Here is a 23963-nt window from a genome sequence, read left to right as displayed (position 1 = left end):
CCGAGGCCCTCGCAAAAAAGTGGTGAGGCCGTCTCGCCGGCGCGAGATGGCCCAACGTGCAGTTCTGATGCGCAGCGTCCCCATAAGGCTGGCCTGCGCTGCGTTTATGGTCAGCGAGTCCTGCTACCGATACGAACCCAAACAGGACGCTGAGAACGCGGTCATCGCCGACTGGCTGATCCGCCTGACGGATAACCACCGCAACTGGGGCTTTGGCCTCTGCTACCTGTACCTGCGCAATGTGAAGAGCTTCGGTTGGAACCACAAACGCGTGTACCGCATCTACCGTGAGTTGGAATTGAACCTGCGCATCAAGCCCAGGAAGCGCCTGGTGCGTGAGAAGCCTGAGCCCTTGGCGGTGCCCCAGACCATCAATCAGGTCTGGTCGATGGACTTTATGCACGACAAGTTGGAAGATGGCAGGAACCTGCGGCTGTTCAATGTCATTGATGATTTCAACCGTGAAGCACTGGGCATTGAGGTGGACTTCTCACTGCCCTCGGAGAGGGTGATCCGGGCCTTGAAGCAGATCATTTCGTGGCGCGGCAAACCGCAGGTGATTCGATGCGATAACGGGCCAGAGAACATCAGTGGCACCATCCAAAACTGGGCCAAAGAATGGGGCATCCGGTTTGAATACATTCAGCCTGGCAAGCCGCAGCAGAACGCTTATGTCGAGCGGTTCAACAGGACGGTTCGCTACGAGTGGTTATCCCAGTATTACTGGTCCAGCATTGAAGAAGTTCAGGACTTCGCCACCCAATGGATGTGGTCCTACAATCACGACCGCCCAAATATGGCCCTGGGCGGTTTCACCCCAAAGCAGCATCTGGCCATGGCTGCATAACTGTTCTACTTTTAGGTTCAGTGGAAATCGGTGGGATTACCAACGCAAGGGCCTGAGCTTGGGTGCTTCGGACTACATCACCAAACCCATCAGTCCGCCCATACTCGAAGCACGGGTCAAAACCCACCTGGTGGCCAAAGCCCACGCAGATTTTCTGACCGACAAGACGGCCTATCTGGAAGATGAGGTAGCCCGGCGCACCCGCGAACTCACCGCCATCCAGGACGTCACCATACAAGCCATGGCCTCACTGGCGGAAACCCGCGATTCCGATACCGGCAACCACATCCGCAGGACCCAGTTCTATGTCAAGGCGCTTACCAGCAAACTGCAGAACCATCCCCGCTTTCGCGCCTATTTGACTGACGGCATGATTGAAATGATCTTCAAATCAGCACCTTTGCATGACATCGGCAAGGTCGGCATTCCCGACCGCATCCTGCTCAAACCTGGCCGTTTTGAGCCGGCCGAGTTCGAGATCATGAAGACCCACACCACCCTGGGACGCGACGCCATTCAGGCCGCAGAAAACTCATTGGGCTTACAGGTTGACTTCCTGTCGATAGCCAAGGAAATTGCCTATGGCCATCAGGAAAAGTGGGACGGCTCCGGCTACCCTCTGGGTCTGAAGGGCGAGGCCATTCCCGTGTCCGCCCGCGTCATGGCCGTGGCCGATGTCTATGACGCACTGATCAGCCGGCGCGTCTACAAAGACAGCATGCCGCACGGCAAAGCCATTGCCATCATCAAGGACGGACGGGGAAGCCACTTTGATCCCGATATGGTGGACGCGTTCTTGTCTATCCAGGATGAAATCCAGGCCATTGCGTTGCGCTATGCGGACAGCGATGCAGACATGGATGCCAAACGCAAACAGATTGAATTGGTAAGCGCGCCGGCCTGATTGCACCGGCTCATCGCTACATTGCCCAAGCGCTCTTAACGGGCGTCTGGCAACTCGATCTTGACTTCCAGGACTTCCAGGTTGTCCTGACGTTCCAGATGCACCTTGATGTCATCGGGATTGATCTTGATGTACTTGCTGATCACCGCCACCAGGTCTCTTTGCAGGTCCGGCAGGTAATTGGGTGTGGCGGCGCTGCGGCCACTGCGCTCATGGGCCAGAATGATCTGCAGCCGTTCCTTGGCGACACCAGCTGTTTTCTTTTTTTCGCCCAACAGAAAGGAGAGAAAAGACATGGTGTTATTTCCCTCCGAAAAGACGCTTGAGCAAGCCCTGTTTGGGAGCGTCAATGAAACGCATGGGTTTGTCCTCACCCAGAAAGCGTGCGATCACATCCTTGTAGGCCTCAGACACATCGCTGCCCTGCATATGCACCGCTGGCACACCCTGGTTGGATGCCTGCAGCACCGATTCACTCTCGGGAATCACACCAATCAGGGGGATGCGCAAGATGTCCTTGATGTCATCGAGTGACAGCATCTGGCCCTGGTCCACGCGCGCCGGGTTGTAGCGGGTGATGAGCAAATGCTCCTTGATGGGCGTTCCACCTTCCATGGCGCGCTTGGTCTTGCTGGCCAGCATGCCCAGGATGCGGTCCGAGTCGCGTACCGAGGACACTTCCGGGTTGGTCACCACCAGGGCTTCATCGGCAAAGTGCATGGCCATGAGAGCACCGGTTTCAATGCCCGCCGGAGAGTCACAGACGATGTACTCAAATCCCATGGCGGAGAGGTCCGTCAAAACCTTTTCCACACCGTCCTGTGTCAGGGCATCCTTGTCACGGGTTTGTGAGGCCGCCAGCACATACAGGTTGTCGCACTGCTTGTCCTTGATCAGGGCCTGGTTGAGGTTGGCTTCACCATTGATCACATTGATCAGGTCATAAACCACACGCCGCTCGCAGCCCATGATCAGATCCAGATTGCGCAGGCCCACATCAAAGTCAATCACTGCCGTCTTGGCACCCCGCAGGGCCAGGCCGGTTGCAAAGCTGGCACTGGTCGTGGTCTTGCCCACACCACCCTTGCCGGACGTCACCACAATGATTTTTGCCATGCTGGAATTCTTTCGTGTTATTTGTTCAATGCTCAATTCTTGAGCGGCTCAATCAGCAACTTGTCCTGTCCGCCTTCGCTGGACAAGCGCACCTGCGCGGGCTTGCCCGCCACATCACCAGGAAGCGGACTTTCACTGGTGCGATAGACACCGGCAATCGAAATCAGTTCGGGCTCCAGGCACAGCGAAAAAATGCGCGCCGAGGTATTGCCGCGGGCACCCGCCATGGCTTTGCCGCGCAAGGGTGCATAGACATGGATATTACCGTCAGCCACGACCTCGGCCCCTTGGTTGACCATGGCCAGTACCACCAAGTCCGCACCACGGGCATAAATTTTTTGGCCAGACCGGATGGGCTTGTCAATCACCATGGTCTGAGGCGCAGGGACTTCCCTGACCACTTCCTGCACCCGCTGCTCCGGCGCGGGCGGTGGCCTGTGGGCTTTGCCCATTTCCACTGGTGCCTGAACCAAACCTGCTTCCAGCAGTTGCGCAGTCCAACCATCGGGTTCCGCACGAAAGGCCAGTGGCAACAGATGGCATTGCCGCAGCGCTTGCAACAGGGCGGTGACGTCTCCCAGTTCTGCACCGCGTTCCACGCCTGAAAAATCAAGCACCACCGGATCTTCTTCGAAGAAATCAGGGCTCTCGCCCTCAGCACCAAATTGCTTTGTAAGGTCTGCCGCAACCTCTTCCCAGCGGCTGGATTTCAACAACAAGGCAACCAGTGGTAGCTGGGCACTCTTGATTTCAAAATTTACCGGGCTTGGCCTGGAAGATGGGCCTTTGGGCTTGACGGACATGGAAGTTGGGCGGGGCCTGAGGCCACAAGGAAACAGGCCGAATCTTACTTGATTGGTCCGGGCAAAGTGCCTGTCCGGAGCAACAAGATTTTTGTTTTTTCAAGGGACTTATCCTGTCTTCTTATCTTCTTTTTTATAAAAAAGAATAGTAGTAGTAGATAGAGGTTTGCCTCTTTTGGTGGACAAGTACTCTTTTCTCAATGAAATCATGTACTTGGAAGTCTTCAACCCATGTTGGTGAGCATGCTTTCACCATGTACCCGTAAACTGGATAACTTGACAAGAAGGCTGATGGCTGTGGATAAGTACTCTGTTGTGCCATATCTATCCACAGCTTTGTACCTTGACAGCATGGCTGAAGGTGGTGGCTTGAATTTTTGTCCCTTTGCCAGTGCATTTGGCTGGCTATTGATGTTCTTACAGCGGATACTCCTTTAGTGCCCACAGCGATGCGGTTCCATTGGAGTTCAATGCTTAGAACATCGTTGCGTTGTGTGATGTGCTATTGAATTTGTAGCAGACGAATGAGTTATGAGTGAAAAAAAATCCTTCGAAACCGCCCGTGAAACGCTCAAGCAATTGACAGCGCGCAAGCTCGCGCCCACCCCCGGAAACTACAAGTCGATTTACAACGAAATTGCCGGTATACCGGTGGTTGAACATTTCCCTGCGCAGGAATTGCGCAGCATTGCTTCTGCGCTGCAGGCCAAGACGCCAGGTCAGCAGCGACAAAAGGGCTTGTTTGAATCCAGCATTGACCGCATGAATTGGGATGGCGTGCGCGCGGCCTTGGTGGGCTATGTCAGCTTCAGTGGCAACAGCAGCATGGAAAGCACTGCTGCATCGGGTTCAGGACCGGCAAGCAAGGTCAGCACACCACCTGTCGCTGACGGCGGTATTCCTTTGAGTTCTGATTTTCTGGCGCAGATGGGGCGCCTGGTGGAGTATGTACAGCCGGCTTTGGGCACGGACGATGAACGGTTTTCCGAGCAAAGCCGACAACTCATCAAAGCCTTGAAGGAACCCGGTTTTGATGTGGTTGAGGTCAAGCAATTGCTGGTGAATTACAGCCATCGGCTGTCTTTTGCGGCCGAAGACCAGGCCGAAGTCAAAAACGCCTTGCTCAAGCTGCTGCAACTGGTGTTCGAGAACATAGGGGAGCTCAGCGTGGAGGACCAATGGCTCAAGGGCCAGATGGACAGCCTCAAAACCGCCTCTGCTCCCCCACTGACATTGCGTCGCCTGGACGAGGTGGAGCGCTTGCTCAAGGACGTCATTTCCAAGCAAAAGGATGCCAAGCAAAAAACCTTGCTGGCGCAAGACGAAATGCGCCAGATGCTGGCAGCGTTTATTGACCGTCTCTCACAGATGTCCGAATCCACCGGCAGCTTTCACGAAATGCTCGAAGGCAGTGCACGCCAGATTGAAAGTGCCAAGTCACTGGCTGATATTGCACCCGTTTTGAAGGAAGTGGTTGGTGCCACGCGCACGATTGCCAAGGACACCTTGTCTGCGCGTGACGAGTTGCAGACCATGCGCGTGCAAGCCAACAGCACGCAGGAACAGATTGCAAAATTGCACCAGGAACTCGATCGGGTCAGTACGCAGGCGCGGCATGATCCGCTCACGGGAGCGCTCAACCGCAAGGGCCTGGAGGAAGCACTGGAACGCGAAATATCAACCTTCAGGCGCAAGGAAACTCCTCTGAGTGTGGCTCTGCTGGATATTGACAATTTCAAGGCCCTGAATGACAGCTTGGGACATGCCATGGGAGATTCCGCACTGACCCATCTGGCGCAAGTAGCGCGCGAATGCATGAGACCCCAGGACACGCTGGCCCGCTATGGCGGCGAGGAGTTTGTCATTCTCTTGCCCGATACGGCCATGGACAAAGGCATTGAGGCCATGACCCGTTTGCAGCGTGAATTGACCAAGAAGTTCTTTTTGGCGGGCACCGAGAAGGTGTTGATCACCTTCAGTGCGGGCGTGGCCCAGTTGGCGCCAGCCGAGCCCGGCATGGATGCCATCCGGCGAGCCGACCAGGCCATGTATCTGGCCAAGCGTGCAGGAAAAAACCGGGTGCTGGCCAGCTAGTTCCCGGCATTCAGACAGCGGCAATAACCTGGAGCCGACATGGCCTATCTGATCTTTGGTTTGTTTGTTTTTTTGGGCGTGCACTCGGTTCGCATTTTTGCTGACGACTGGCGCACGCAGGCCAAGGCCCGCATGGGGGAACAGGCCTTCAAGGGCGCCTATTCCGTGCTGTCCTTGATGGGTTTTGGACTCGTTATTTGGGGCTTTGGTATGGCCCGTGAAACGCCAGTGCTGTTGTGGTTGCCGCCGGTGGGCATGCGCCATGCGGCCGCATTGTTCAATGTGCTGGCCTTTGTGCTTCTGGTAGCGGCTTATGTGCCTGGCAATGCCATCAAGGCCCGCGTGCACCATCCCATGGTGCTGGGCGTGAAAACCTGGGCCTTTGCCCATTTGCTGGCCAATGGCAATCTGGCCCACATGGTGCTGTTTGGTGCGTTCCTGGCCTGGGCTGTGCTGGACTTCATCAGCCTGCGCCGCCGGGACCGTGCCCAGGGCATTCAGTACCCCGCGGGCACGCTGTCAGCCACTATGCTGACGGTGCTGCTGGGAGTGGTGTTGGCTGCTGTGTTTGCCCTGTGGGTGCATGGGCTGCTGATGGGCGTCAAACCCTTTGGCTAGTTGTGCTCCATGAACCACTGGATGAAGTACTTGGCAACAAAGCCCACCATACCAAAGGCCAGACCCAGAAAAATCACAAAGGTACCGAACTTGCCGGCCTTGGACTCCCATGCCAGGTGTCCGATGATGAACAACATGTAGAGCATGAAGCCGCCCACCCCGAAGGTGAGGCCAAAGGTGGCAATTTGTTCTTCAGAAAAACCAAACATCAGGGGGTGCCAAACTGGCTGTCAGGAGCCGAAAATGGTTCGCGGGCGGGCAGCTCGGAAGCATCTACCAGGTCATGGTAGGCATGCCAACTGGCGTGGCCCAGCATGGGCAGTACCGGGATCAGACCGAGAAACAGTGAACCCAGACCCAGCAGCGTGAATATCATGATGATGCTGGCCCAAAAAGCCATGGGCATGGGATTGGCCAGCACGGTTTGCCAGCTGGTCAGCACCGCCTGCAACAGGGTGACGCGGCGGTCCAGCAGCAGCGGCATGGCCACTACGCTGGAGGCAAAGAGGGGTGCTGCCATGACACCGCCCAGTGCCAGCCAGATTTCAAACAGCCAGCTGTCCGGCGCCAGCATGACGTGGTGCACAAAGTCCAGCGGACTGTTGATGGGCACGGGCGCCATCAGGGTAATGAGAGCCGCCGAAGTCAGCACCCAACCCGTGGCAGCCGCTGCCAGCAGCAGGCCGAACTGCACCATGCACCAGTAGTCGTTGTCCCATTTGTTGAAGTGGCTGTTCTGCCAGTTCAACCAGGTTTTGAGTACCACCGAAAAATTGGGCTTCTCGCGGCGTTCAATGGCGCGGCTCAGTGCATAGAGGCTGGTGGCCAGCACCGGCGCTATCACCATGAAACCGGACAGTGCGCCGGCCAGCAACCAGAAGCGGTGGCGGGCGAAGGCAACGATGGCGATGCCTGCCGCCGTCAGCACCACACCATGCAGAATGCTGATCCAGCCGGATCGGACGATGTCGCTCCAGGCCTGAACCAGCCACACCAGCGGCTGCATCATGCCGATGGTCTTGACCTTGGGTGCAACGCTGGGAATAGAGTGAGTAGGCATGGCGGTAAGAGGGGGGAGTGTAGTGCCGTCCCCATCTTACAAGTTTGATGTCAGTCAACCGCAGGGTTTGCCCTGTCCAAGGGTAGTGGCAAATCCTGCAGCGATCCCGGCTACGCGCCTGCGCGCACCAAAGGCCTATGGTTTGGCAGGCTGCGCCGGCTTGGCTCCGTTGTGGTCCATCTTGTGGCCCATGGGGTGTTCCCGGTCGCCACGGCGGCCCATTTTGGCGAACTCTTCATCGAACACCTTCTTTTGCTCGGGGCTGAGCGTGGCATAAAACACCTTGGTGGCGTCACCGCGCTTGTCCATGGCCGCTTCCATTGCAGTCATGCGTTCCTTGTGCAGGGCCCGCATCTTGTCAATGCGCTCGGGCGTGCTGAGCTTGTCGAGCTCGGCCGGGTCGGGGCGCTTGCCCATCATGTCTGCCGGGGGTTTCATGCTGTCGGCAAAGGTGGTCCAGGCGCCTTCCTGGGAGGCAGTGATTTTGAGTTTGGCCTTGAGGTCTGCCAAATGTTTGGCGTGCATCTGGGCCATTTTGGCCGGGTCGCCATGGTGCATGCCGCCATGGTCCATCATGCCGCCAGCCTGCGCGAAGGCCATGCCGCCAGCACCTGCCATCAGACCGGCGACCACCAGGGATTGAATCAATTTTTTCATGGTTTCCTAGCTTTCAAAAAGGGGCAGAGCGGATATCGCTTGCAACCTGTCTGCAGTGTGCGCCGCCTCTGTTTCCCCGGCGTTATGCTGGAACAAGGCTTTGTAAAGTTGCATGAAAAAGCTGCACGGCGCTTGGGCCGACAATAGAGCTGCTGCCGCATGTTTTGCGGCCCCAACAACAAGGAAATTTGTGTTCAAGAATGTGATGATGTACCGCATGCTGTCGCCCTGGACGGTGACAGCTGCGCAGTTGGAAGCGGCGCTGGAGCCTGCGCGTTATGTGGAGTGTGCCGGTTCCCAGGAAAAGGCCGTGGGCTGGGTGGAGCCGCGTGGGCAGGCCAATGCAGCTCTGGTGGAAGTGGTGGGCGGCCAGTGGATTCTCAAACTGATGGTGGAGACCAAGGTGCTGCCCGCTTCGGTGGTGAAGCGCCGCGCCCAGGAACAACTGGCCCAGATTGAGGCCACTACTGGCCGCAAGCCCGGCAAGAAGGAAGCGCGCGAAGTGCTGGACGATGCGCGCATGAGCCTCTTGCCCATGGCCTTTACCAAGCAGGGTGCCACCGTGGTCTGGATTGACCCGCAAGCCATGCTGCTGGTGCTGGATGCGGGCAGCCAGGGCCGGGCCGATGAGGTGATGAGCTGTTTGGTCAATGCCATTGAAGGCTTTGCCGTGCAGTTGATCAACACCCAGATGTCACCAGCTGCCGCCATGGCGCAGTGGCTGGCGGCCAAGGAGGCGCCCCCCGGTTTTACGGTTGACCGAGAATGCGAACTCAAGGCCGCTGACGAATCCAAGGCGGTGGTGCGGTACACCCGCCATGCCCTGGACACCGACGAGGTGACCGAGCACATTGCCATGGGCAAGATGCCTACCCGTCTGGCCATGACCTGGAACGACCATGTGTCCTTTGTGCTGACCGAGGCGCTACAGCTCAAGAAGGTGGCGGTACTGGACGTGGTGTTTGAAGCGGCATCGGCCCTGGCCTCAGATGGCCGGGACGACAACTTCGATGCCGATGTGGCCATTGCCACTGGCGAGCTGCAAAAGCTCATTCCGGACTTGCTGGAGGCACTGGGCTCCGAAGTGTTGCCCATACCTCCAGCCTGATTTTCCGGCCTGCTTAGTCGCGGCGATCCCAGCCGCGGTGGTCGCCGCCACGATGATCGTCGTGGCGGTACTCATCACGGCGGCCCCAAGAACGGTCATCGTGACCGTGGTCATGGCCACCCCAGCCGCGGCGGCCGTAGTCGTGCACCGGATAGTAGTTCACGCGTTCCACCACGCGGTAGCCATAGGAAGGTGCCACAACCACAGGGGCTGCATAGACGGGTGCGGCATAGACCGGGGCCTGGCGGTAGGGCTGATCGTAGACCACGGTGCGCACCGATTCCTGGCGACGGTAGCCGTTGTTGCTGGCAATGCTGACGCCGGCCACGCCACCCACGGCGGCACCGATCATGGCACCGTCACGCCCGCCCATGGACTGGCCGATGAAGGCGCCTGCCATGGCGCCCAGGCCGCCACCCAGAATCGGGTTCAGGTTGTCGGCGTGGGCCGCTTGTCCTGCGAGCCCCGTCAGGGCCAAAGCCAGAACAGCGCTGGCGCGCAGGGTAGTGTTGGAGCGTGCAGATGTGAACATGGCTGCTGGTGGGCTCTAGCGCCCGGTACCGCCAGAAGTGACGGTTTGTGCGTGTTCAACGGCCTGCCGCGCCAGGCGATGACGCGGTTAACAAGGTCTTACAACTGAAGGGCAGAGAGCGACACGTAGTGCGCGAACGTTGGGGCCAAACAACCCGGCGCTGGGCCGCCCCGAGCCGGGTTAGCCCCCTTGGGGGGAAGAGAGCGACACGTAGTGCGCGAACGTTGGGGCCAAACAACCCGGCGCTGGGCCGCCCCGAGCCGGGTTAGCCCCCTTGGGGGGAAGAGAGCGACACGCAGTGCGCGAACGTGGGGGCCACATTCACCCCATGCGCCCAGCCTGGAAGTCTTCCACTGCCGTCATCAGTTCCTCGCGGGTGTTCATCACAAACGGGCCGTACTGCGCAATCGGCTCGTGCAGCGGCTGGCCCGCAATCAGCAGGGCACGGGCCGGCTCAGTGGAACTCTCCGACTGCAGCATGACCGCAGCACCGGCGTTTTTCAGGATCGCCATGCGCTGGCGCGGCACCGGTGTTGCCCGGCCTTCAGCATCCACCACATGCACGGTGCCGCGGTAGACATACAGGAAAGCGTTGTGTGCCTCGGGAATGGGTTGGGTGATGCTGGCGCCACTGCTTGGGAAATGCAGGTCCAGGTACAGCGGGTCAGTGGGGTAGTCGGCAGCGCTGCGGTGCATGGCGCCTTCTACACCGTGGCTGGCGCCGGAGATGACACGCACCAGCACGCCGCCGCGCGGGTCATCGCCTTCACCCTTGGGCGTGGTGATTTCGGGAATGCTGTCGCTCTGGATATCGCGGTACCAGGGCTTGCACAGCTTGTCCTTGCCCGGCAGGTTCAGCCAGAGCTGAAAGCCTTCCATCACACCGGCTTCCTGTTCCGGCATTTCGCTGTGGACCAGGCCAAAGCCGGCCGTCATCCACTGCACGCCACCGTTTTGCAGCAGGCCTTCGTGGCCGCCGCTGTCTGTGTGGCGCATGCGCCCGGCAATCATGTAGGTCACCGTCTCGAACCCCCGGTGCGGGTGGTTGGGAAAGCCCGCGCCATAGTCTTCGGGCTTGTCGCTGGCAAAGCTGTCGAGCATCAAGAAGGGGTCCAGGCGCTTTTGCAGGTCCTGCGTCAGCACCCGGGTGAGCTTCACGCCCGCACCATCGCTGGTGGGCTGGCCGGTGACCAGGCGCTCGACCTGGCGCAGTGTAGAGGCGGTGGGGGTGGCAGTCATGGCGGGTGCTCCTGTGTGCTGGTGCGGGGGCCTGGGCTCAGTCCGCGGCGACGGCGTAACCTTCTTCGGCAATGGCCTGGGCCAGGGCCGCGCGCTCCTGTGCGGAGGTGACTTCCACCCGGTTCTGGGCGCGGTCAATCTGCACCTGGGCCTGGGGGTCGACTTGCAACAGGGCGCGGGTTACGGCTTTCTCGCAGTGGCCGCAGGTCATTCCGGTAACAGTGAAAATTTGGGTCATGGGATCTCCGTGCAAACTGGGTTGGGATAAGAGCATAGTGTGAACCTGTTAATAGTAGGAAGTTTGGGGCTGGATGGCATGAACAACGAAGCGGCGCTTTCTCTAGATATCGGCATCGGTGGCATGACCTGCGCGTCCTGCGTAGCGCGGGTGGAGCGCGCGCTGAAAAAAGTGCCCGGCGTGGCGCAGGCCACCGTCAATCTGGCCACCGAGTCGGCCCGCGTGCAACTGACCGAGGCCGCACCTGCCGGGGTGGAGGCGGGTGTTTCGGGTGCCGTCAACATGGAAGCCCGCCTGCGCCGCGCCGTACGCGATGCCGGCTACGAGCCGCGCGCCGCAGACACCCTGATGGATGCCGCGGAGGTCTCGCGCTGGAGCGGCTTTGCACCCATCGCCTGGGGCCTGGCCCTGTCCATGCCTTTGGTATTGCCCATGCTGGGTGATGCGTTGGGTTTTCACTGGATGCTGCCTGCCCTGTGGCAGTTCTTGTTGGCCACACCGGTGCAGTTTGTGCTGGGTGCGCGTTTTTACAAGGCGGCCTGGAGCGCCGTCAAAAACTTCAGCGGCAATATGGACCTGCTGGTGGCCATTGGCACCACGGCAGGCTGGGCTCTGTCGGTCTGGCTCTGGCTGAGTGCGGAGCCGGGCGCCATGGTGCACCTGTATTTTGAGGGCTCTGCGCTGGTGGTGACGCTGGTGCTGCTGGGCAAATGGCTGGAGGCCGGTGCCAAGCGCCAGACCACCTCGGCCATACGCGCACTGCACGCCCTGCGCCCAGAGCTGGCCCATCTGGTGGGGCCGGATGGCGAGGTGGATGTGCCCGCCGACGAGGTGCTGGTGGGCGACGTGCTGGTGGTCAAGCCGGGCGAACGTTTTGCCGCCGACGGTGTGCTGCAGGAGGGCCATACCCAGGTCGATGAATCCATGCTCACCGGCGAAGCCCTGCCCGTGGCCAAGCAGGCGGGCAGCCTGCTCACGGCCGGTTCCATCAATGGCGACGGCCGGGTGCGCATGCAGGTGCGGGCGGTGGGGGCTGACACCACGCTCTCGCACATCATCCGGCTGGTGGAGGACGCGCAGGCCGCCAAGGCGCCCATACAGCGCCTGGTGGACCAGGTGAGCGCGGTGTTTGTGCCGGTGGTGCTGGGCATTGCCCTGCTGACTCTCCTGGGCTGGTGGCTGACGGGGCACCCGTTTGAGCTGGCGCTGATCAACGCCGTGGCGGTGCTGGTGATTGCCTGCCCCTGCGCCCTGGGCCTGGCCACGCCGGCAGCCATCATGGCTGGTACCGGGGTGGCGGCCCAATACGGCATTCTGATCAAGGACGCCGAAGCGCTGGAGCGCGCCCACCAGATTGACACCGTGGTGTTGGACAAGACCGGCACACTCACCGTGGGCCGCCCGAAGCTGGCAGACATGGCCTGCGTCCTCGGCCAGCCCCCTGACGAATTGCTGCAACGCGCTGCCAGCCTGCAAAGCGGCTCCGAGCACCCGCTGGCGCGCGCCGTGCTGGCGGCCGCCCGCGAAAAAGGCCTGACTCTGCTGGCCGTCAGCGAAGCCAGCGCCGTGCCAGGACGCGGCATGCAGGGACAGGTGGAGGGACGCCAGCTGCTGCTGGGCAGCCTGCGCTGGATGGAGGAGTTGCACGTCGATCAGACGGAGCTGGCCGCTCCAGCGGCCGCCTGGCAGGCCCGTGGGCTTACCGTGTCGGCCCTGGCCGAACGCGTGCAGGTGAATGGCGCAGACACCGTCCTGCTGCGCGCCCTGCTGGGCTTTGGCGACCAGCCCAAACCGGCGGCCAAGCAAGCCCTGGCCGCGCTGCGCGCGCGCGGCCTGCGCCTCTTGATGCTCTCCGGTGACAACCGGGGTGCGGCCGAGGCCATGGCGCGCCAGCTGGGTTTGCATCCGGAGCATGGCGAGGTGATGGCCGAGGTGCTGCCGGGTGACAAGGCAGCCCAGGTGCTGCGCCTGAAGGAGGGTGGACACACCGTGCTGATGGTGGGCGATGGTGTGAATGACGCGCCCGCCCTGGCTGCCGCCGATGTAGGCATGGCCATGGCCAACCCGGAGGGCGGCGGCACCGATGTGGCCATGCATGCCGCAGGCATGACCCTGATGCGCGGCGACCCGCTGCTGGTGGCCGCAGCCCTGGACATCTCGGCGCGCACCGTGCGCAAGATCCGCCAGAACCTGTTCTGGGCCTTTGCCTACAACGTGGCCGGCATTCCGCTGGCGGCGCTGGGCTTTTTGAACCCGGTATTTGCCGGTGCTGCCATGGCTTTGAGCTCGGTCAGCGTGATGGCCAATGCCCTGCTGCTCAAGCGCTGGAAGCCCTGACGCCTGACACCATTGGAAGCAGCAGGGAGCGGTTGACCTGTATCAATGCCCCTTGCAACCCCTTGTGAGAGCCTCTGCAGATAAAGAGGAGACATGCCATGGCTCACCAAAGCCTGCAGATTATTCGCGACGAACACAAGACGCTGGCGGCCATGCTGCGTGCGCTGGGCCGGATGATCGACCGCGGGCCAGGAGATGAGCCCGAGCGCTACTTTGATGTGATGCGCGCCACCCTGTTCTACATCGACGAGTTCCCTGAGAGGCAGCACCATCCCAAGGAGTCGCTGCTGCTGTTCCCGCAGTTGCTGCGGGTGGCACCGCAATGCCAGGAGGTGCTGCAACGGCTGGAAAAGGACCACGCGGGCAGCGAGCGGGCGGTGCGCGAGCTGCAGCATCTGCTGCTGGGCTGGGAGCTGGTGGGCGACTCGCGCCGACAGACCTTTGAGGACGCGGCCCGGCACTACCTGGACCTGTACCTGCGCCATATGCAGCTCGAAGATGCCGAGGTACTGCCGCTGGCGGAGCAGGTGTTGAGCGATGCCGACTGGCGCGCGCTGGACGCAGCCTTTGCCACCAACTGCGATCCCCTGAGTGGCAAGTACCCACGCGACCCGGTGTATGACCGCCTCTTCACCCGCATCGCCAGGGACGCTGCTTCGCATTGATTTTGCCCCCACGTTCGCCCACTGCGTGTGGCTCTCTGCCCCCCTAGGGGGCCAACCCGCCTAGGGGCGGCCCGTCGGCGGGTTTGTTGCCCCCACGCTCTGCCACTATGTGGGAGGCGTTGTGCCCCACAATGCCCCCACTGTGGTTAACGGGCACCTCACTTTGCACACCTCCTTGCGTCAGCTGACGGCACTGGCGCTGGCCATCTCCCTGGGGGCGGCGGTGTCCCTGGGCATCACGCGCTTTGCCTACGGCTTGCTCTTGCCTGCCATGCGCTCTGATCTGGGCTGGTCCTACGCACTGGCCGGGGCCATGAACACGGCCAATGCCACGGGCTATTTTCTGGGCGCACTGGCCTGTCCCTGGCTGATGCGCCGCTTTGGCCCTTCGCTGCTGCTGGTGGGCGGTGCCCTGCTGGCTAGTGTGTTCATGGTGGGTAGCGGCTTTGTCACGCAGACCGAAGGCCTGCTGCTGCAGCGCCTGCTGGCGGGTGTGGCCAGTGCCCTGGTGTTTGTGGCCGGGGGCTTGCTGGCCGCCCGCCTGGGTGCGCGTGACCCGCAGCGCAGCGGCCTGTTGCTCGGGCTGTACTACGGCGGCACCGGTGTCGGGATTGCCCTGTCGGCCCTGCTGGTGCCAGCGGTGCTGGACGCGGCCCAGGCCAGTGCCCATGGCTGGCGCTGGGCCTGGTGGGCGCTGGGGGCGCTGTGCCTGCTGTTCAGCCTGGTGTTGTGGTGGCCGGCCCGCTTGATGGCGGCCTGGCCCTCACCGCCGCCAGTGCCTGGCCAGCCCGAGCGGCACTTTCGCTGGCGACAGTTTGGCTATGGCCTGGCGGGCTACACCCTGTTTGGCGTTGGCTACATCGGTTACATGACCTTTGTAGTGGCGCTGCTGCGTGGGCAAGGCCGCTCGGCTACCGAGATCACGGTGTTCTATGCCTTGCTGGGTGTGGCGGTGATGGCCTCTTCGCGCCTGTGGGCCGGCCTGCTGGACCGCTACCAGGACGGCAAGCCCCTGGCCCTGCTCAATGCCTTGCTGGGGTTGGCGACGCTGCTGCCTGCGCTGACCCAGGCCTGGCCTCTGGTGCTGCTGTCGGGCCTGCTTTTTGGGGCGGTGTTCCTGTCGGTAGTGGCTTCCACCACAGCCTTGGTTCGGCACAACCTGCCACACAGCGCCTGGGCTTCGGGCATCAGTGCCTTTACCACGGTGTTTGCAGCGGGCCAGATTGTGGGGCCCACAGTGGTGGGCTGGATTGCCGATGGCAGCGGCGGCCTGGAGCGCGGCCTGGTGTTTTCCGCCCTGGCCCTGTGGGCGGGTGCCGCGCTGGCCTGGCGCCAGCGGGCTTTGGTGGCGCACTGACCACAGCAGCGTGTGCTGCTGTGATGGTGTCGTGGGTCCCTTACTTGATCAGGCCTTCGGCCTTCATCGCCGCCACGACGGCAGGGCGTGCCGCCACGCGGGCACGGTAGGCCAGCAGGTTGGGGAAACCGGAAATATCCAGCGCCACATAAGGTGCCCAGTTGGTCACGGTGAAGAGGTAGGCGTCGGCCACGCTGAAGGTGTCACCCATCAGGTACTGCTTGCCGGCCAGTTCACCTTCCACCCATTGCAGGCGGCTGCTCAGGCGCTCCAGGCAGCTGGGCTTGTAGTCGGCGGGCGTTGTCGGGTTGAACAGGGGCGAGAAGCCCTTGTGCAGTTCGGTGCCGATGAAGGTCAGCCACTCCTGCAGCTTGTAACGCTCGAAAGTGCCATTGGCGGGCGCCAGGTGTTTGCCCGGGGCCTGGTCGGCGATGTACTGGACGATGGCCGGGCCTTCGTGCAGGCGGCGGCCGTCATCGAGTTCCAGCAGGGGCACGTAGCCCAGGGGGTTGATGGTGTAGTAGTCGGTGCCGTCGTCGAGCTTGTGGGTCTTGGTCGGGGCCGACAGGGCCTGGAAGGGCAGGCCGGATTCGTGCAGCACGATGTGGGGCGACAGCGAGCAGGCGCCAGCAGAGTAGTACAGCTTCATGAGGTGTCCTTTTTGGAATGGTTGATGGTGAGAGGCGTCCTTGGCAACAGGCTTGCCGCAGGCCGTGCGCGATGCTAGCGGGAAATCGCGCAGATTGCAGCGCCCGGCCCACTTTCGATGTGTTGGCACTTGCAGGTCAGCGTGGGCCTACATGGCGTAGAGTCGAAAGCTTTGCAACCGCCAGCTTCCTATGCCAACTACACCCTCATCCGTTCAACGTTACAGCCAAGCCAGCATTGCCATGCACTGGCTGATGGTCCTGGCTTTTATTGGCATCTATGCCGCCATCAATCTCACGGAGATTTTTCCTGAAGGGGATGCGGGCAATGCCGGTCGCCAGTGGGCGATGGACACGCACTTTTCGCTGGGCCTGTTGGTGTTTGGCCTGGTCTGGCTGCGCCTGCTGTTTCGGCTGATGGGCACCACACCGGCCATCCTTCCGGCGCCACCGGTCTGGCAGGAAAAACTGGCCAAGCTCATGCATCTGGCACTCTACGCCATGATGGTGCTGATGCCGGTGGTGGGTCTGGTGGCCGTCAATACCCACGGCCATTCGGTGACTTTTTTCGGTCTGGCGGTTCCCAGGCTGCTCGAAGAGAGCGAAAGATGGAGCCACACCATCATGCGCGTCCACGAGCTGGGCGGCAATGTGGGCTACTTCCTGATTGGCGCCCATGCGGTGGCGGGCCTGTTCCACCATTACGTGGTGAAAGACAACACCCTGCGCCGCATGTGGCTGAAGTAGGCGAGTGGCTTCAGTTTGCCGGCCTCAAGTGAGTGCCGGCTTCTCTTTTATACAGCGTCAGCCTTGATCATGTCAGCGGCCTTCTCGGCGATCATGATGACGGGCGCATTGGTGTTGCCACTGACAATGCGCGGCATGATGGAGGCGTCCACTACACGCAGGCCCTGCACCCCGTGCACCTTCAAGCGGGCGTCCACCACATCCGAGGCGCCCGGGCCCATGCGGCAGCTGCCCACCGGGTGGTAGATGGTATCGCCATGGTTGCGGATGAATTGTTCGATCTCGGCGTCGCTGCGCGCGCAAGCCGACCTCGCTGATTCCTGCGTGCCCAGGCTGGCCAGGGCAGGCTGCTGCAACAGATGGCGCATCTGCCGAAAACCCAGTACCAGCCGCCGGAGGTCATCCGGGTGCCCCAGAAAGTTGGGGTCTATCCGGGGTGCATCCAACGGGTCTGGACTTGCCAGTTGCACGCTGCCCCGGCTCAGGGGGCGCAGCACGCACAGGTGGCTGGAAACGCCGTGACCCAGCACGAGGGTGCGGGCATGGTTGACCAGTTTGGCCACCACAAAGTGCAGCTGCAAATCGGCTGTGGCCTCGGTGGCGGCGCTCTTGATGAAGCCACCGGCCTCGGCCGCATTGCTGGTCAGCAGGCCGGTGCGATGGCGGCGCCACTCGAAGATGGCCTTGGCGGTTTTCAGGGCACCGCTGGCTGACAGGCCAATCGACTCCTTGAGCTGTGGCGCCTCCAGCACCTGCACCACGTCCAAGTGGTCATGCAGCTGCTGGCCGACGCCGGGCAGGTTGTGCACCGTCGCTATGCCCTGGGCTTGCAGTTGGGAGCCCGGACCGATGCCGGAGAGCATCAGCAATTGGGGCGACTGCAGGGCGCCGGCGCACAGCAGCACCTCGCGCCTGGCCATCAGTTGCCGGGTCTGGCCCTGCTGCACAAATTCCACGCCAATGGCGCGGCGCTGGTCCATGAGGATGCGGCAGGTGTGCGCGCCGGTCAGCACCTGCAGGTTGGGGCGTGCCAGGTGCGGCGTCAGGTAGGCCTTGGCAGCACTGCAGCGCTCGCCGTTCCTGTGCGTCACCTGGTACGGGCCCACGCCTTCCTGGCTGGCGCCGTTGAAGTCGGGGTTGACCGGGTATCCGGCCTGGCGCGCGGCTTCGACAAAGCGCGCGCCCAGGGGGTTGGGGCTGATCAGGTCCATCACATGCAGCGGGCCGCCGGTGCCGTGGAAAGCGTCGGCGCCGCGGGCATTGTCTTCGGCGCGCCGGAAGTAGGGCAGTACCTCATCAAACGACCAGCCGGGGTTGCCCTCGGCAGCCCAATGGTCATAGTCCTCGCGCTGACCGCGCACGTAAATCATGGCGTTGATCGAGCTCGACCCGCCCAGCACCTTGCCACGCGGCTGGTAACCGCGCCGCCCGTTCAGTCCGGCCTGCGGCACGGTCTCGAATTTCCAGTTCGCCTGGCCAGTCAGGGCCAAGGCCGCAATGCCCAGCGGGCAGTGGATCAGCACATTGCTATCGGACGGGCCAGCTTCCAGCAAGGCCACACGCACCTGCGGGTCCTCGGACAGGCGCGCTGCCAGCACGCAGCCGGCCGATCCGCCGCCGATGATGAGGTAATCGAAGGGGGCTGGGTTCACGGGTGTTTGCATGCAGGCGCTTGTACTTTGGTTATTCCGGACTATGCCACGCGCACTGGCCGCGGCGCCAGGCCCTGGCGTCTGCTCGGCTTGGGGGTGACCGTGCCCCCTGCCTGTTATTGCGGCAGCCGGTAGAATCGCAGGCTTCCCCCGCACCCTTCGCGCCCGCCGCCAGCGGCCCGGCGCCCCATTGGATTCACCATGCTTTACCCAGATTATTTCGACGTGATCGTCGTTGGCGGCGGCCATGCCGGAGCCGAGGCCGCGCTGGCCTCTGCCCGCATGGGCTGCAAGACCCTGCTGCTGACCCACAACATCGAGACCCTGGGGCAGATGAGCTGCAACCCCTCGATTGGCGGCATTGGCAAGGGCCATCTGGTCAAGGAGGTGGACGCCCTGGGCGGCGCCATGGCGCTGGCTACGGACGAGGCGGGCATCCAGTTCCGCATCCTCAATTCCAGCAAGGGCCCGGCCGTGCGCGCCACACGCGCTCAGGCCGACCGCGTGTTGTACAAGGCGGCCATTCGCCGCGTGCTGGAAAACCAGCCCAACCTGGTCCTGTTCCAGCAGGCGGTGGACGACCTTCTGGTGGAAGGGGAGCGCGTGGTGGGTGCCGTGACGCAGGTGGGGATCGAATTCCGTGCCCGTACCGTGGTGCTGACGGCGGGGACCTTTCTGGACGGCAAGATCCATGTAGGCCTGAACAACTACGCGGCGGGCCGTGCCGGTGACCCGCCCGCAGTCTCTTTGAGTGCGCGACTGAAGGAGCTGCAACTGCCGCAAGGGCGCCTGAAAACCGGTACGCCCCCGCGCATCGACGGGCGCAGCATCGACTTCTCCAAGTGCCAGGAACAACCCGGCGACGGCATGCCCGGTGGTATGGCCGCGCAGATGCCAGTGTTCAGCTTCATGGGCAGAACCCAGATGCACCCGCAGCAAATGCCGTGCTGGATCACCCACACCAACGCGCGCACGCACGAGATCATCCGCAGCGGCTTTGATCGCAGCCCCATGTTCATGGGCAAGATCGAAGGCGTGGGGCCGCGCTACTGCCCCAGCGTGGAAGACAAGGTGAACCGCTTTGCCGACAAGGACAGCCACCAGATCTTCCTGGAGCCCGAGGGCCTGACCACCCACGAGTACTACCCCAACGGCATCTCCACCAGCCTGCCGTTTGACATCCAACTGCAGCTGGTGCGCAGCATGCCGGGGCTGGAGAATGCGCACATCCTGCGCCCGGGCTACGCCATCGAGTACGACTACTTCGACCCGCGTTCGCTCAAGAGCAGTTTCGAGACGCGCCAGATCGCCGGCCTGTTTTTTGCCGGGCAGATCAATGGCACCACCGGCTACGAGGAGGCTGCGGCCCAGGGCCTTTTTGCGGGTGTCAATGCGGCTTTGCAGGCGAGGGCGCAGGGCGGTGGCAACGATGCGGCCAGCAACGCGGGCAGCATCCTTTACACCGGAGAGAGCTGGCTGCCGGGCCGCGACCAGGCCTACCTGGGCGTGCTGGTGGATGACCTGATCACCAAGGGCGTGACCGAGCCCTACCGCATGTTCACCAGTCGGGCCGAGTTCCGCCTGCAGCTGCGCGAAGACAATGCCGACGCCCGCCTGACCGAAGTGGGGCGGCAGCTGGGCCTGGTGGACGATGCCCGCTGGGCGGCATTCAACCGCAAGCGCGATGCTGTTTCACGTGAAACAGAGCGCCTGCGCAGCATCTGGGTGAACCCGCGCAACCTGGCGCAGGCCGAGGCCGAGCGGGTGCTGGGCAAAGCCATGGAGCATGAATACAACCTGGCCGACCTGTTGCGCAGACCGGACGTGAGCTATGCCGGGCTGATGTCGCTGGCGGGTGGTCGCTTTGCCAATGCCGAACTGCCGGTGGTGGCAGCGCCCACTGGCGATGTGGTTGCTGCTGGCAAAGCATCTGACGCCGTGCTGGCTCAGGACGTTTTTGTGGCATCCGTGGTGGAGCAGGTGGAGATTGCCGCCAAGTACTCCGGCTACATAGACCGGCAAAAGGGTGAAGTGGAACGTGCCGCCCACTACGAGAACCTGCGGCTTCCAGCGGAGCTGGACTATATGCAGGTCCCGGCGCTGAGCATCGAGGCGCGGCAGCGCCTGAACAAATACCGCCCCGAAACCCTGGGCCTGGCCTCGCGCCTGTCGGGCATCACCCCGGCCACCATTTCCTTGCTGCTGATCCATCTCAAGCGTGGCAACTTCCGCGGCTTTGCGGACAAGGCAAGTACCGGGGAGCAGGGGGCTGAGACTGCGCCAGTGGCTTTGGGCCAAGCTGCGGAGTTGGCGCCATGACGCGCGCGCTGGAAGCGGAATTGCGTGCTGGCGTTCAGGCCTTGGGCCTGAGCTTGACTGACGCCCAGTTGGTCCAGTTGTTGGACTACATGGACCTGATCCAGAAGTGGACCAAGGTCTACAACCTGACCGCTGTGCGCGACCCGGCAGAAATGCTGACGCATCACCTGCTGGACAGTCTGGCGGTCATCCGGCCTTTGCAGAGCCAAGTTGCAAACTTGCGGGCGACTGGTGCTGTAGATGCCGCCGCGCCGGTACGCCTGCTGGATGTAGGCTCGGGCGCCGGTCTGCCCGGCGCCGTCATCGCCATCTGCTGCCCAGAGGTCACCGTGCACTGCGTGGACACGGTGGCCAAGAAGGCTGCCTTTATCCAGCAGGTGGCGGTTTCCCTGAAGCTGCCCAATCTGCGTGGCATCCACGCCCGTGTGGAGAAGCTGACCGAACGCTACGACGTGGTGAGTTCACGCGCCTTTGCTTCGCTGGTGGACTTCGTCAACTGGTCAGGCAATGCGCTGGCGGGGCAGGGCATCTGGATGGGCATGAAGGGCAAGCATCCAGCCGATGAAATCGCCGTCCTGCCCGCAGACGTCCAGGTGTTTCACGTGGAACAACTGCAGGTGCCGGGCCTGGATGCGGAGCGTTGCATCCTGTGGATGCGCAAGGTTGGTCCTTGAGCTGGGTGGTCAAGCAGCCTTTGGTGCGCTGCGATTGATCGTGATTTCTTGTGCGTGCCGCGCAGTCTCCAGCGGCAGGGTTGGGGTGCGTATCAGAGCGAGGTAAAGGAGGAGGCCGAAGGCCGGGGGACACGAGCGGCGACACGTACCCCAACCCTGTTGCGGGCGAGAGAAAAAAGCGAGGACCAACCCCGCAAAAATCCAACGTAAACTCCTACCCTTCCCCAGAAAGAAACCCACCATGCTCGGCGTCACCGACTACGGCACTTTTGTCGTCACCGTTATTGTCTTTTTGCTGATCCCGGGCCCGGGCAATCTGGCGCTGGTTACCAGCACCAGCAAGGGCGGCATCGCCGGTGGACTGGCTGCTACCCTGGGAGTCATTTTGGGCGACCAGGTGCTGATGTGGTCGGCCGTGGCCGGTGTGGCGGCCCTGCTGGCGGCCTACCCGGAGGCCTTCTCGGCGGTGCAGTGGCTGGGTGCCTTGTACCTGGGCTGGCTGGGTTGCAAGATGCTGCTGGCCAAACCGGGTGCCGCGCCCGTGCTGAACATCAAGCCGCGCCACTACCTGCGCCAGGCATTGATGATCACCCTGCTCAACCCCAAGGCCATCCTGTTCTATATGGCGTTCTTCCCCCTGTTTGTTGACCCGGTGCGCCAGCAGGGGCTGGTCACTTACGGTTTCATGGCCGCCACCATCGCAGGCCTGACCTTTTTGTATGGGCTCGCGGCCACGCTGCTGACCCACTTTCTGGCCGAGCGCGTGCGCGCCAACCCCGCCATCAGCCGGGTGCTGGAAAAAGTGGCGGGGCTGTTCCTGGTGGGCTTTGGCCTCAAGCTGGCGCTCTCCAAATGAGCGACGCAGAAGCGGCTGTGGACGCCAACGATTCAACTGCAGGGGAGCCCCAACGCATGGCCAAGATTTTCTGTATTGCCAACCAAAAAGGCGGCGTGGGCAAGACCACCACCACCGTCAATCTGGCCGCCGGTCTGGCCAAGGTGGGGCAGCGCGTGCTGATGATTGACCTGGACCCCCAGGGCAATGCCACCATGGGCTCGGGCGTGGACAAGCGCAAGCTGGCACTCACGGTGTACGACGTGCTGCTGGAGTCGGCCTCCATCACCGAGGCCCGGGTGCAGAGCGAAAAGCTGCAGGCCGCCGGTTGCGGCTACGACGTGCTGGGTGCCAACCGCGAGCTGGCCGGGGCCGAGGTGGAACTGGTGGAAGTGGAGCGACGCGAGCGCCGCCTCAAAGCCGCCATTGCCGCGGTGCAGACCGAGTACGACTTCGTGCTGATCGACTGCCCTCCGTCCTTGTCCATGCTCACGCTCAACGGGCTGTGCTGCGCCCACGGCGTCATCGTGCCCATGCAGTGCGAGTACTTTGCCCTCGAGGGCCTGACCGATCTGGTCAACACCATCAAGCAGGTCAAGGCCAACCTGAATGACGATCTGCAGATCATCGGCCTCTTGCGCGTGATGTTTGACCCGCGCATCACCCTGCAGCAACAGGTCAGTGACCAGCTCAAGGCCCACTTTGCCGACAAGGTGTTTGACACCGTCATCCCGCGCAATGTGCGCCTGGCCGAGGCCCCCAGTTACGGCGTGCCCGGTGTGGTGTTTGACCTGAACTCCAAGGGGGCGCAGGCCTTTGTCACCTTTGCCCAGGAGATGGTGGGCCGCGTCCAGTCCATGTAGGGCAGGGCGCCCGTGCCTGCATACCCTTGCTATCTAATTCATAGCGAATGAATCCATCTCCACAAGCCATGTCAACGCCCAACATCCTGATTCTTCCCGGCTGGCAAAACTCCGGACCGGCCCACTGGCAAAGCCGTTGGGAAGCGCTGCATGGCGACGTGCGGGTGGAGCAGCACGACTGGATGCGCCCGCTACGCGGCGACTGGATTGCCCGCCTGGAAGACGTGCTGCTGGCCCGACATGACGCACACGGTGGCCCCAGCATTCTGGTGGCCCACAGCCTGGGTTGCCTGCTGACCGCCGCCTGGGCTTCGCACTCGCGCAACACCCATTTGGTTTCCGGGGCACTCCTGGTGGCACCGGGCGACCCGGAGCGGCCCGAGTTGCAGGCCGCGCTCAAAAGCTGGTCGCCCGTGCCGCTGAACAAGTTGCCCTTCCCCAGCCTGCTGCTGGGCAGCCAGGATGACCCCTATTGCAGTTTTGCCCGGGCCCGCGCATTCGCCGCTGCCTGGGGCGCGGAATTCATCGACTTCGGTGCATGCGGCCATATCAATGCCGACTCCGGCCTGGGCGATTGGCCCGAAGGCCGCGCGCTGCTGGCGCGCCTGCACCCTGGCCTGCCCACGGCAGCGCACAACCCCACCATCTAAA

At 62.3% G+C, this 23963-nt stretch carries 24 protein-coding genes and 1 pseudogene; 14 read left to right on the top strand and 11 right to left on the bottom strand.

The window, feature by feature from the left end; all coding sequences use genetic code 11:
* The coding region (locus DIC66_RS17795) for an IS3 family transposase (RefSeq protein WP_117179448.1) at window positions 1-847 on the top strand (847 nt) is incomplete at its 5' end.
* Window positions 848-887: 40 nt separating this feature from the next.
* Window positions 888-1751: pseudogene (locus tag DIC66_RS17790) on the top strand (HD-GYP domain-containing protein); the annotation flags it as partial.
* Window positions 1752-1786: 35 nt separating this feature from the next.
* On the opposite strand, the gene minE reads toward DIC66_RS17790, so the two are convergent.
* From minE to minC, 3 genes are read right to left on the bottom strand one after another with little or no spacing between them, the layout of a single operon-like run.
* Window positions 1787-2047 carry a cell division topological specificity factor MinE gene (gene minE, locus DIC66_RS17785; RefSeq protein WP_117179437.1) on the bottom strand — a complete coding sequence of 87 codons (261 nt, stop codon included), beginning with the start codon at window positions 2045-2047 and terminating at the stop codon, window positions 1787-1789.
* A 4-nt stretch (window positions 2048-2051) separates the two neighbouring features.
* Window positions 2052-2867, bottom strand: a complete 816-nt coding sequence (gene minD / locus DIC66_RS17780) for a septum site-determining protein MinD (RefSeq protein WP_117179436.1) — start codon at window positions 2865-2867, stop codon at window positions 2052-2054.
* Between the two features lie 32 nt (window positions 2868-2899).
* Window positions 2900-3670 carry a septum site-determining protein MinC gene (minC, locus tag DIC66_RS17775; RefSeq protein ID WP_117179435.1) on the bottom strand — a complete coding sequence of 257 codons (771 nt, stop codon included), beginning with the start codon at window positions 3668-3670 and terminating at the stop codon, window positions 2900-2902.
* 531 nt (window positions 3671-4201) lie between these two features.
* Here minC and DIC66_RS17770 point away from each other — a divergent pair.
* Entirely contained in the window at window positions 4202-5764 is a 1563-nt protein-coding gene (locus DIC66_RS17770) for a GGDEF domain-containing protein (protein WP_117179434.1), read from the top strand.
* Window positions 5765-5803: 39 nt separating this feature from the next.
* Window positions 5804-6382, top strand: coding sequence for an NnrU family protein (locus tag DIC66_RS17765; protein ID WP_117179433.1), 579 nt, complete (start codon window positions 5804-5806; stop codon window positions 6380-6382).
* Here DIC66_RS17765 and DIC66_RS17760 read toward each other — a convergent pair.
* The 3 genes from DIC66_RS17760 to DIC66_RS17750 all read right to left on the bottom strand — a co-directional run bounded on the left by DIC66_RS17760 (window position 6379) and on the right by DIC66_RS17750 (window position 8099).
* Window positions 6379-6591, bottom strand: coding sequence for a DUF2788 domain-containing protein (locus DIC66_RS17760; protein ID WP_199534789.1), 213 nt, complete (start codon window positions 6589-6591; stop codon window positions 6379-6381). The two genes, DIC66_RS17765 and DIC66_RS17760, sit on opposite strands and share 4 nt — an antisense overlap.
* Window positions 6591-7442, bottom strand: coding sequence for a DUF2189 domain-containing protein (locus DIC66_RS17755; protein WP_117179431.1), 852 nt, complete (start codon window positions 7440-7442; stop codon window positions 6591-6593). Before DIC66_RS17755 ends, DIC66_RS17760 begins: the two co-directional genes overlap by 1 nt.
* 135 nt (window positions 7443-7577) lie before the next feature.
* A complete protein-coding gene (locus tag DIC66_RS17750) occupies window positions 7578-8099 on the bottom strand; it encodes a Spy/CpxP family protein refolding chaperone (RefSeq protein WP_117179430.1) in 522 nt (173 codons plus the stop codon).
* Between the two features lie 190 nt (window positions 8100-8289).
* Here DIC66_RS17750 and DIC66_RS17745 point away from each other — a divergent pair, with 190 nt between their 5' ends.
* On the top strand, window positions 8290-9207 hold the full coding sequence (locus tag DIC66_RS17745) for a recombination-associated protein RdgC (RefSeq protein ID WP_117179429.1): 918 nt from the start codon (window positions 8290-8292) through the stop codon (window positions 9205-9207).
* Between the two features lie 13 nt (window positions 9208-9220).
* On the opposite strand, the gene DIC66_RS17740 is transcribed toward DIC66_RS17745, so the two are convergent.
* The 3 genes from DIC66_RS17740 to DIC66_RS17730 form a co-directional block, all read right to left on the bottom strand.
* On the bottom strand, window positions 9221-9739 hold the full coding sequence (locus DIC66_RS17740) for a YMGG-like glycine zipper-containing protein (protein WP_117179428.1): 519 nt from the start codon (window positions 9737-9739) through the stop codon (window positions 9221-9223).
* A gap of 321 nt (window positions 9740-10060) precedes the next feature.
* Entirely contained in the window at window positions 10061-10978 is a 918-nt protein-coding gene (locus DIC66_RS17735) for a pirin family protein (protein ID WP_117179427.1), read from the bottom strand.
* Between the two features lie 37 nt (window positions 10979-11015).
* The gene (locus DIC66_RS17730) at window positions 11016-11216 is read right to left on the bottom strand and encodes a heavy-metal-associated domain-containing protein (RefSeq protein WP_117179426.1); all 201 of its coding nucleotides are present in this window, start codon (window positions 11214-11216) and stop codon (window positions 11016-11018) included.
* Window positions 11217-11294: 78 nt separating this feature from the next.
* Here DIC66_RS17730 and DIC66_RS17725 point away from each other — a divergent pair, with 78 nt between their 5' ends.
* The 3 genes from DIC66_RS17725 to DIC66_RS17715 all read left to right on the top strand — a co-directional run bounded on the left by DIC66_RS17725 (window position 11295) and on the right by DIC66_RS17715 (window position 15575).
* A complete protein-coding gene (locus tag DIC66_RS17725; RefSeq protein ID WP_233505976.1) occupies window positions 11295-13553 on the top strand; it encodes a heavy metal translocating P-type ATPase in 2259 nt (752 codons plus the stop codon).
* 98 nt (window positions 13554-13651) lie between these two features.
* Window positions 13652-14218 (top strand): hemerythrin domain-containing protein, encoded by a 567-nt coding sequence (locus DIC66_RS17720; RefSeq protein ID WP_117179424.1) that lies wholly within the window; start codon window positions 13652-13654, stop codon window positions 14216-14218.
* 175 nt (window positions 14219-14393) lie between these two features.
* Window positions 14394-15575: a YbfB/YjiJ family MFS transporter gene (locus DIC66_RS17715; RefSeq protein WP_117179423.1), complete on the top strand. Its 1182-nt coding sequence runs from the start codon at window positions 14394-14396 to the stop codon at window positions 15573-15575.
* 40 nt (window positions 15576-15615) lie between these two features.
* On the opposite strand, the gene gstA is transcribed toward DIC66_RS17715, so the two are convergent.
* On the bottom strand, window positions 15616-16224 hold the full coding sequence (gene gstA, locus DIC66_RS17710; RefSeq protein WP_117179422.1) for a glutathione transferase GstA: 609 nt from the start codon (window positions 16222-16224) through the stop codon (window positions 15616-15618).
* Between the two features lie 190 nt (window positions 16225-16414).
* Between gstA and DIC66_RS17705 the strand changes: the two genes are divergently transcribed.
* A complete protein-coding gene (locus tag DIC66_RS17705) occupies window positions 16415-16969 on the top strand; it encodes a cytochrome b (RefSeq protein ID WP_117179421.1) in 555 nt (184 codons plus the stop codon).
* Between the two features lie 47 nt (window positions 16970-17016).
* On the opposite strand, the gene DIC66_RS17700 is transcribed toward DIC66_RS17705, so the two are convergent.
* The gene (locus DIC66_RS17700) at window positions 17017-18621 is read right to left on the bottom strand and encodes a GMC family oxidoreductase (RefSeq protein WP_233505974.1); all 1605 of its coding nucleotides are present in this window, start codon (window positions 18619-18621) and stop codon (window positions 17017-17019) included.
* 201 nt (window positions 18622-18822) lie between these two features.
* Here DIC66_RS17700 and mnmG point away from each other — a divergent pair, with 201 nt between their 5' ends.
* The 5 genes from mnmG to DIC66_RS17675 all read left to right on the top strand — a co-directional run bounded on the left by mnmG (window position 18823) and on the right by DIC66_RS17675 (window position 23962).
* The gene (gene mnmG, locus DIC66_RS17695; RefSeq protein WP_117179419.1) at window positions 18823-20940 is read left to right on the top strand and encodes a tRNA uridine-5-carboxymethylaminomethyl(34) synthesis enzyme MnmG; all 2118 of its coding nucleotides are present in this window, start codon (window positions 18823-18825) and stop codon (window positions 20938-20940) included.
* Window positions 20937-21614: a 16S rRNA (guanine(527)-N(7))-methyltransferase RsmG gene (gene rsmG / locus DIC66_RS17690; protein WP_117179418.1), complete on the top strand. Its 678-nt coding sequence runs from the start codon at window positions 20937-20939 to the stop codon at window positions 21612-21614. The genes mnmG and rsmG overlap by 4 nt, the downstream gene beginning before the upstream one ends.
* 241 nt (window positions 21615-21855) lie before the next feature.
* Complete coding sequence (locus DIC66_RS17685) at window positions 21856-22470, top strand: LysE family transporter (protein ID WP_117179417.1); 615 nt, start codon at window positions 21856-21858, stop codon at window positions 22468-22470.
* Between the two features lie 56 nt (window positions 22471-22526).
* On the top strand, window positions 22527-23312 hold the full coding sequence (locus DIC66_RS17680; protein WP_117179447.1) for a ParA family protein: 786 nt from the start codon (window positions 22527-22529) through the stop codon (window positions 23310-23312).
* Window positions 23313-23380: 68 nt separating this feature from the next.
* On the top strand, window positions 23381-23962 hold the full coding sequence (locus DIC66_RS17675; protein ID WP_117179416.1) for an RBBP9/YdeN family alpha/beta hydrolase: 582 nt from the start codon (window positions 23381-23383) through the stop codon (window positions 23960-23962).
* The last annotated feature ends 1 nt before the right edge of the window (window position 23963 follow it).

This window comes from Rhodoferax lacus (assembly GCF_003415675.1).
In the GTDB taxonomy this organism is placed as follows: domain Bacteria; phylum Pseudomonadota; class Gammaproteobacteria; order Burkholderiales; family Burkholderiaceae_C; genus Allorhodoferax; species Allorhodoferax lacus.
Note: the sequence above shows the minus strand (reverse complement) of the source record. Positions and strands in the feature narration are given on the sequence as shown.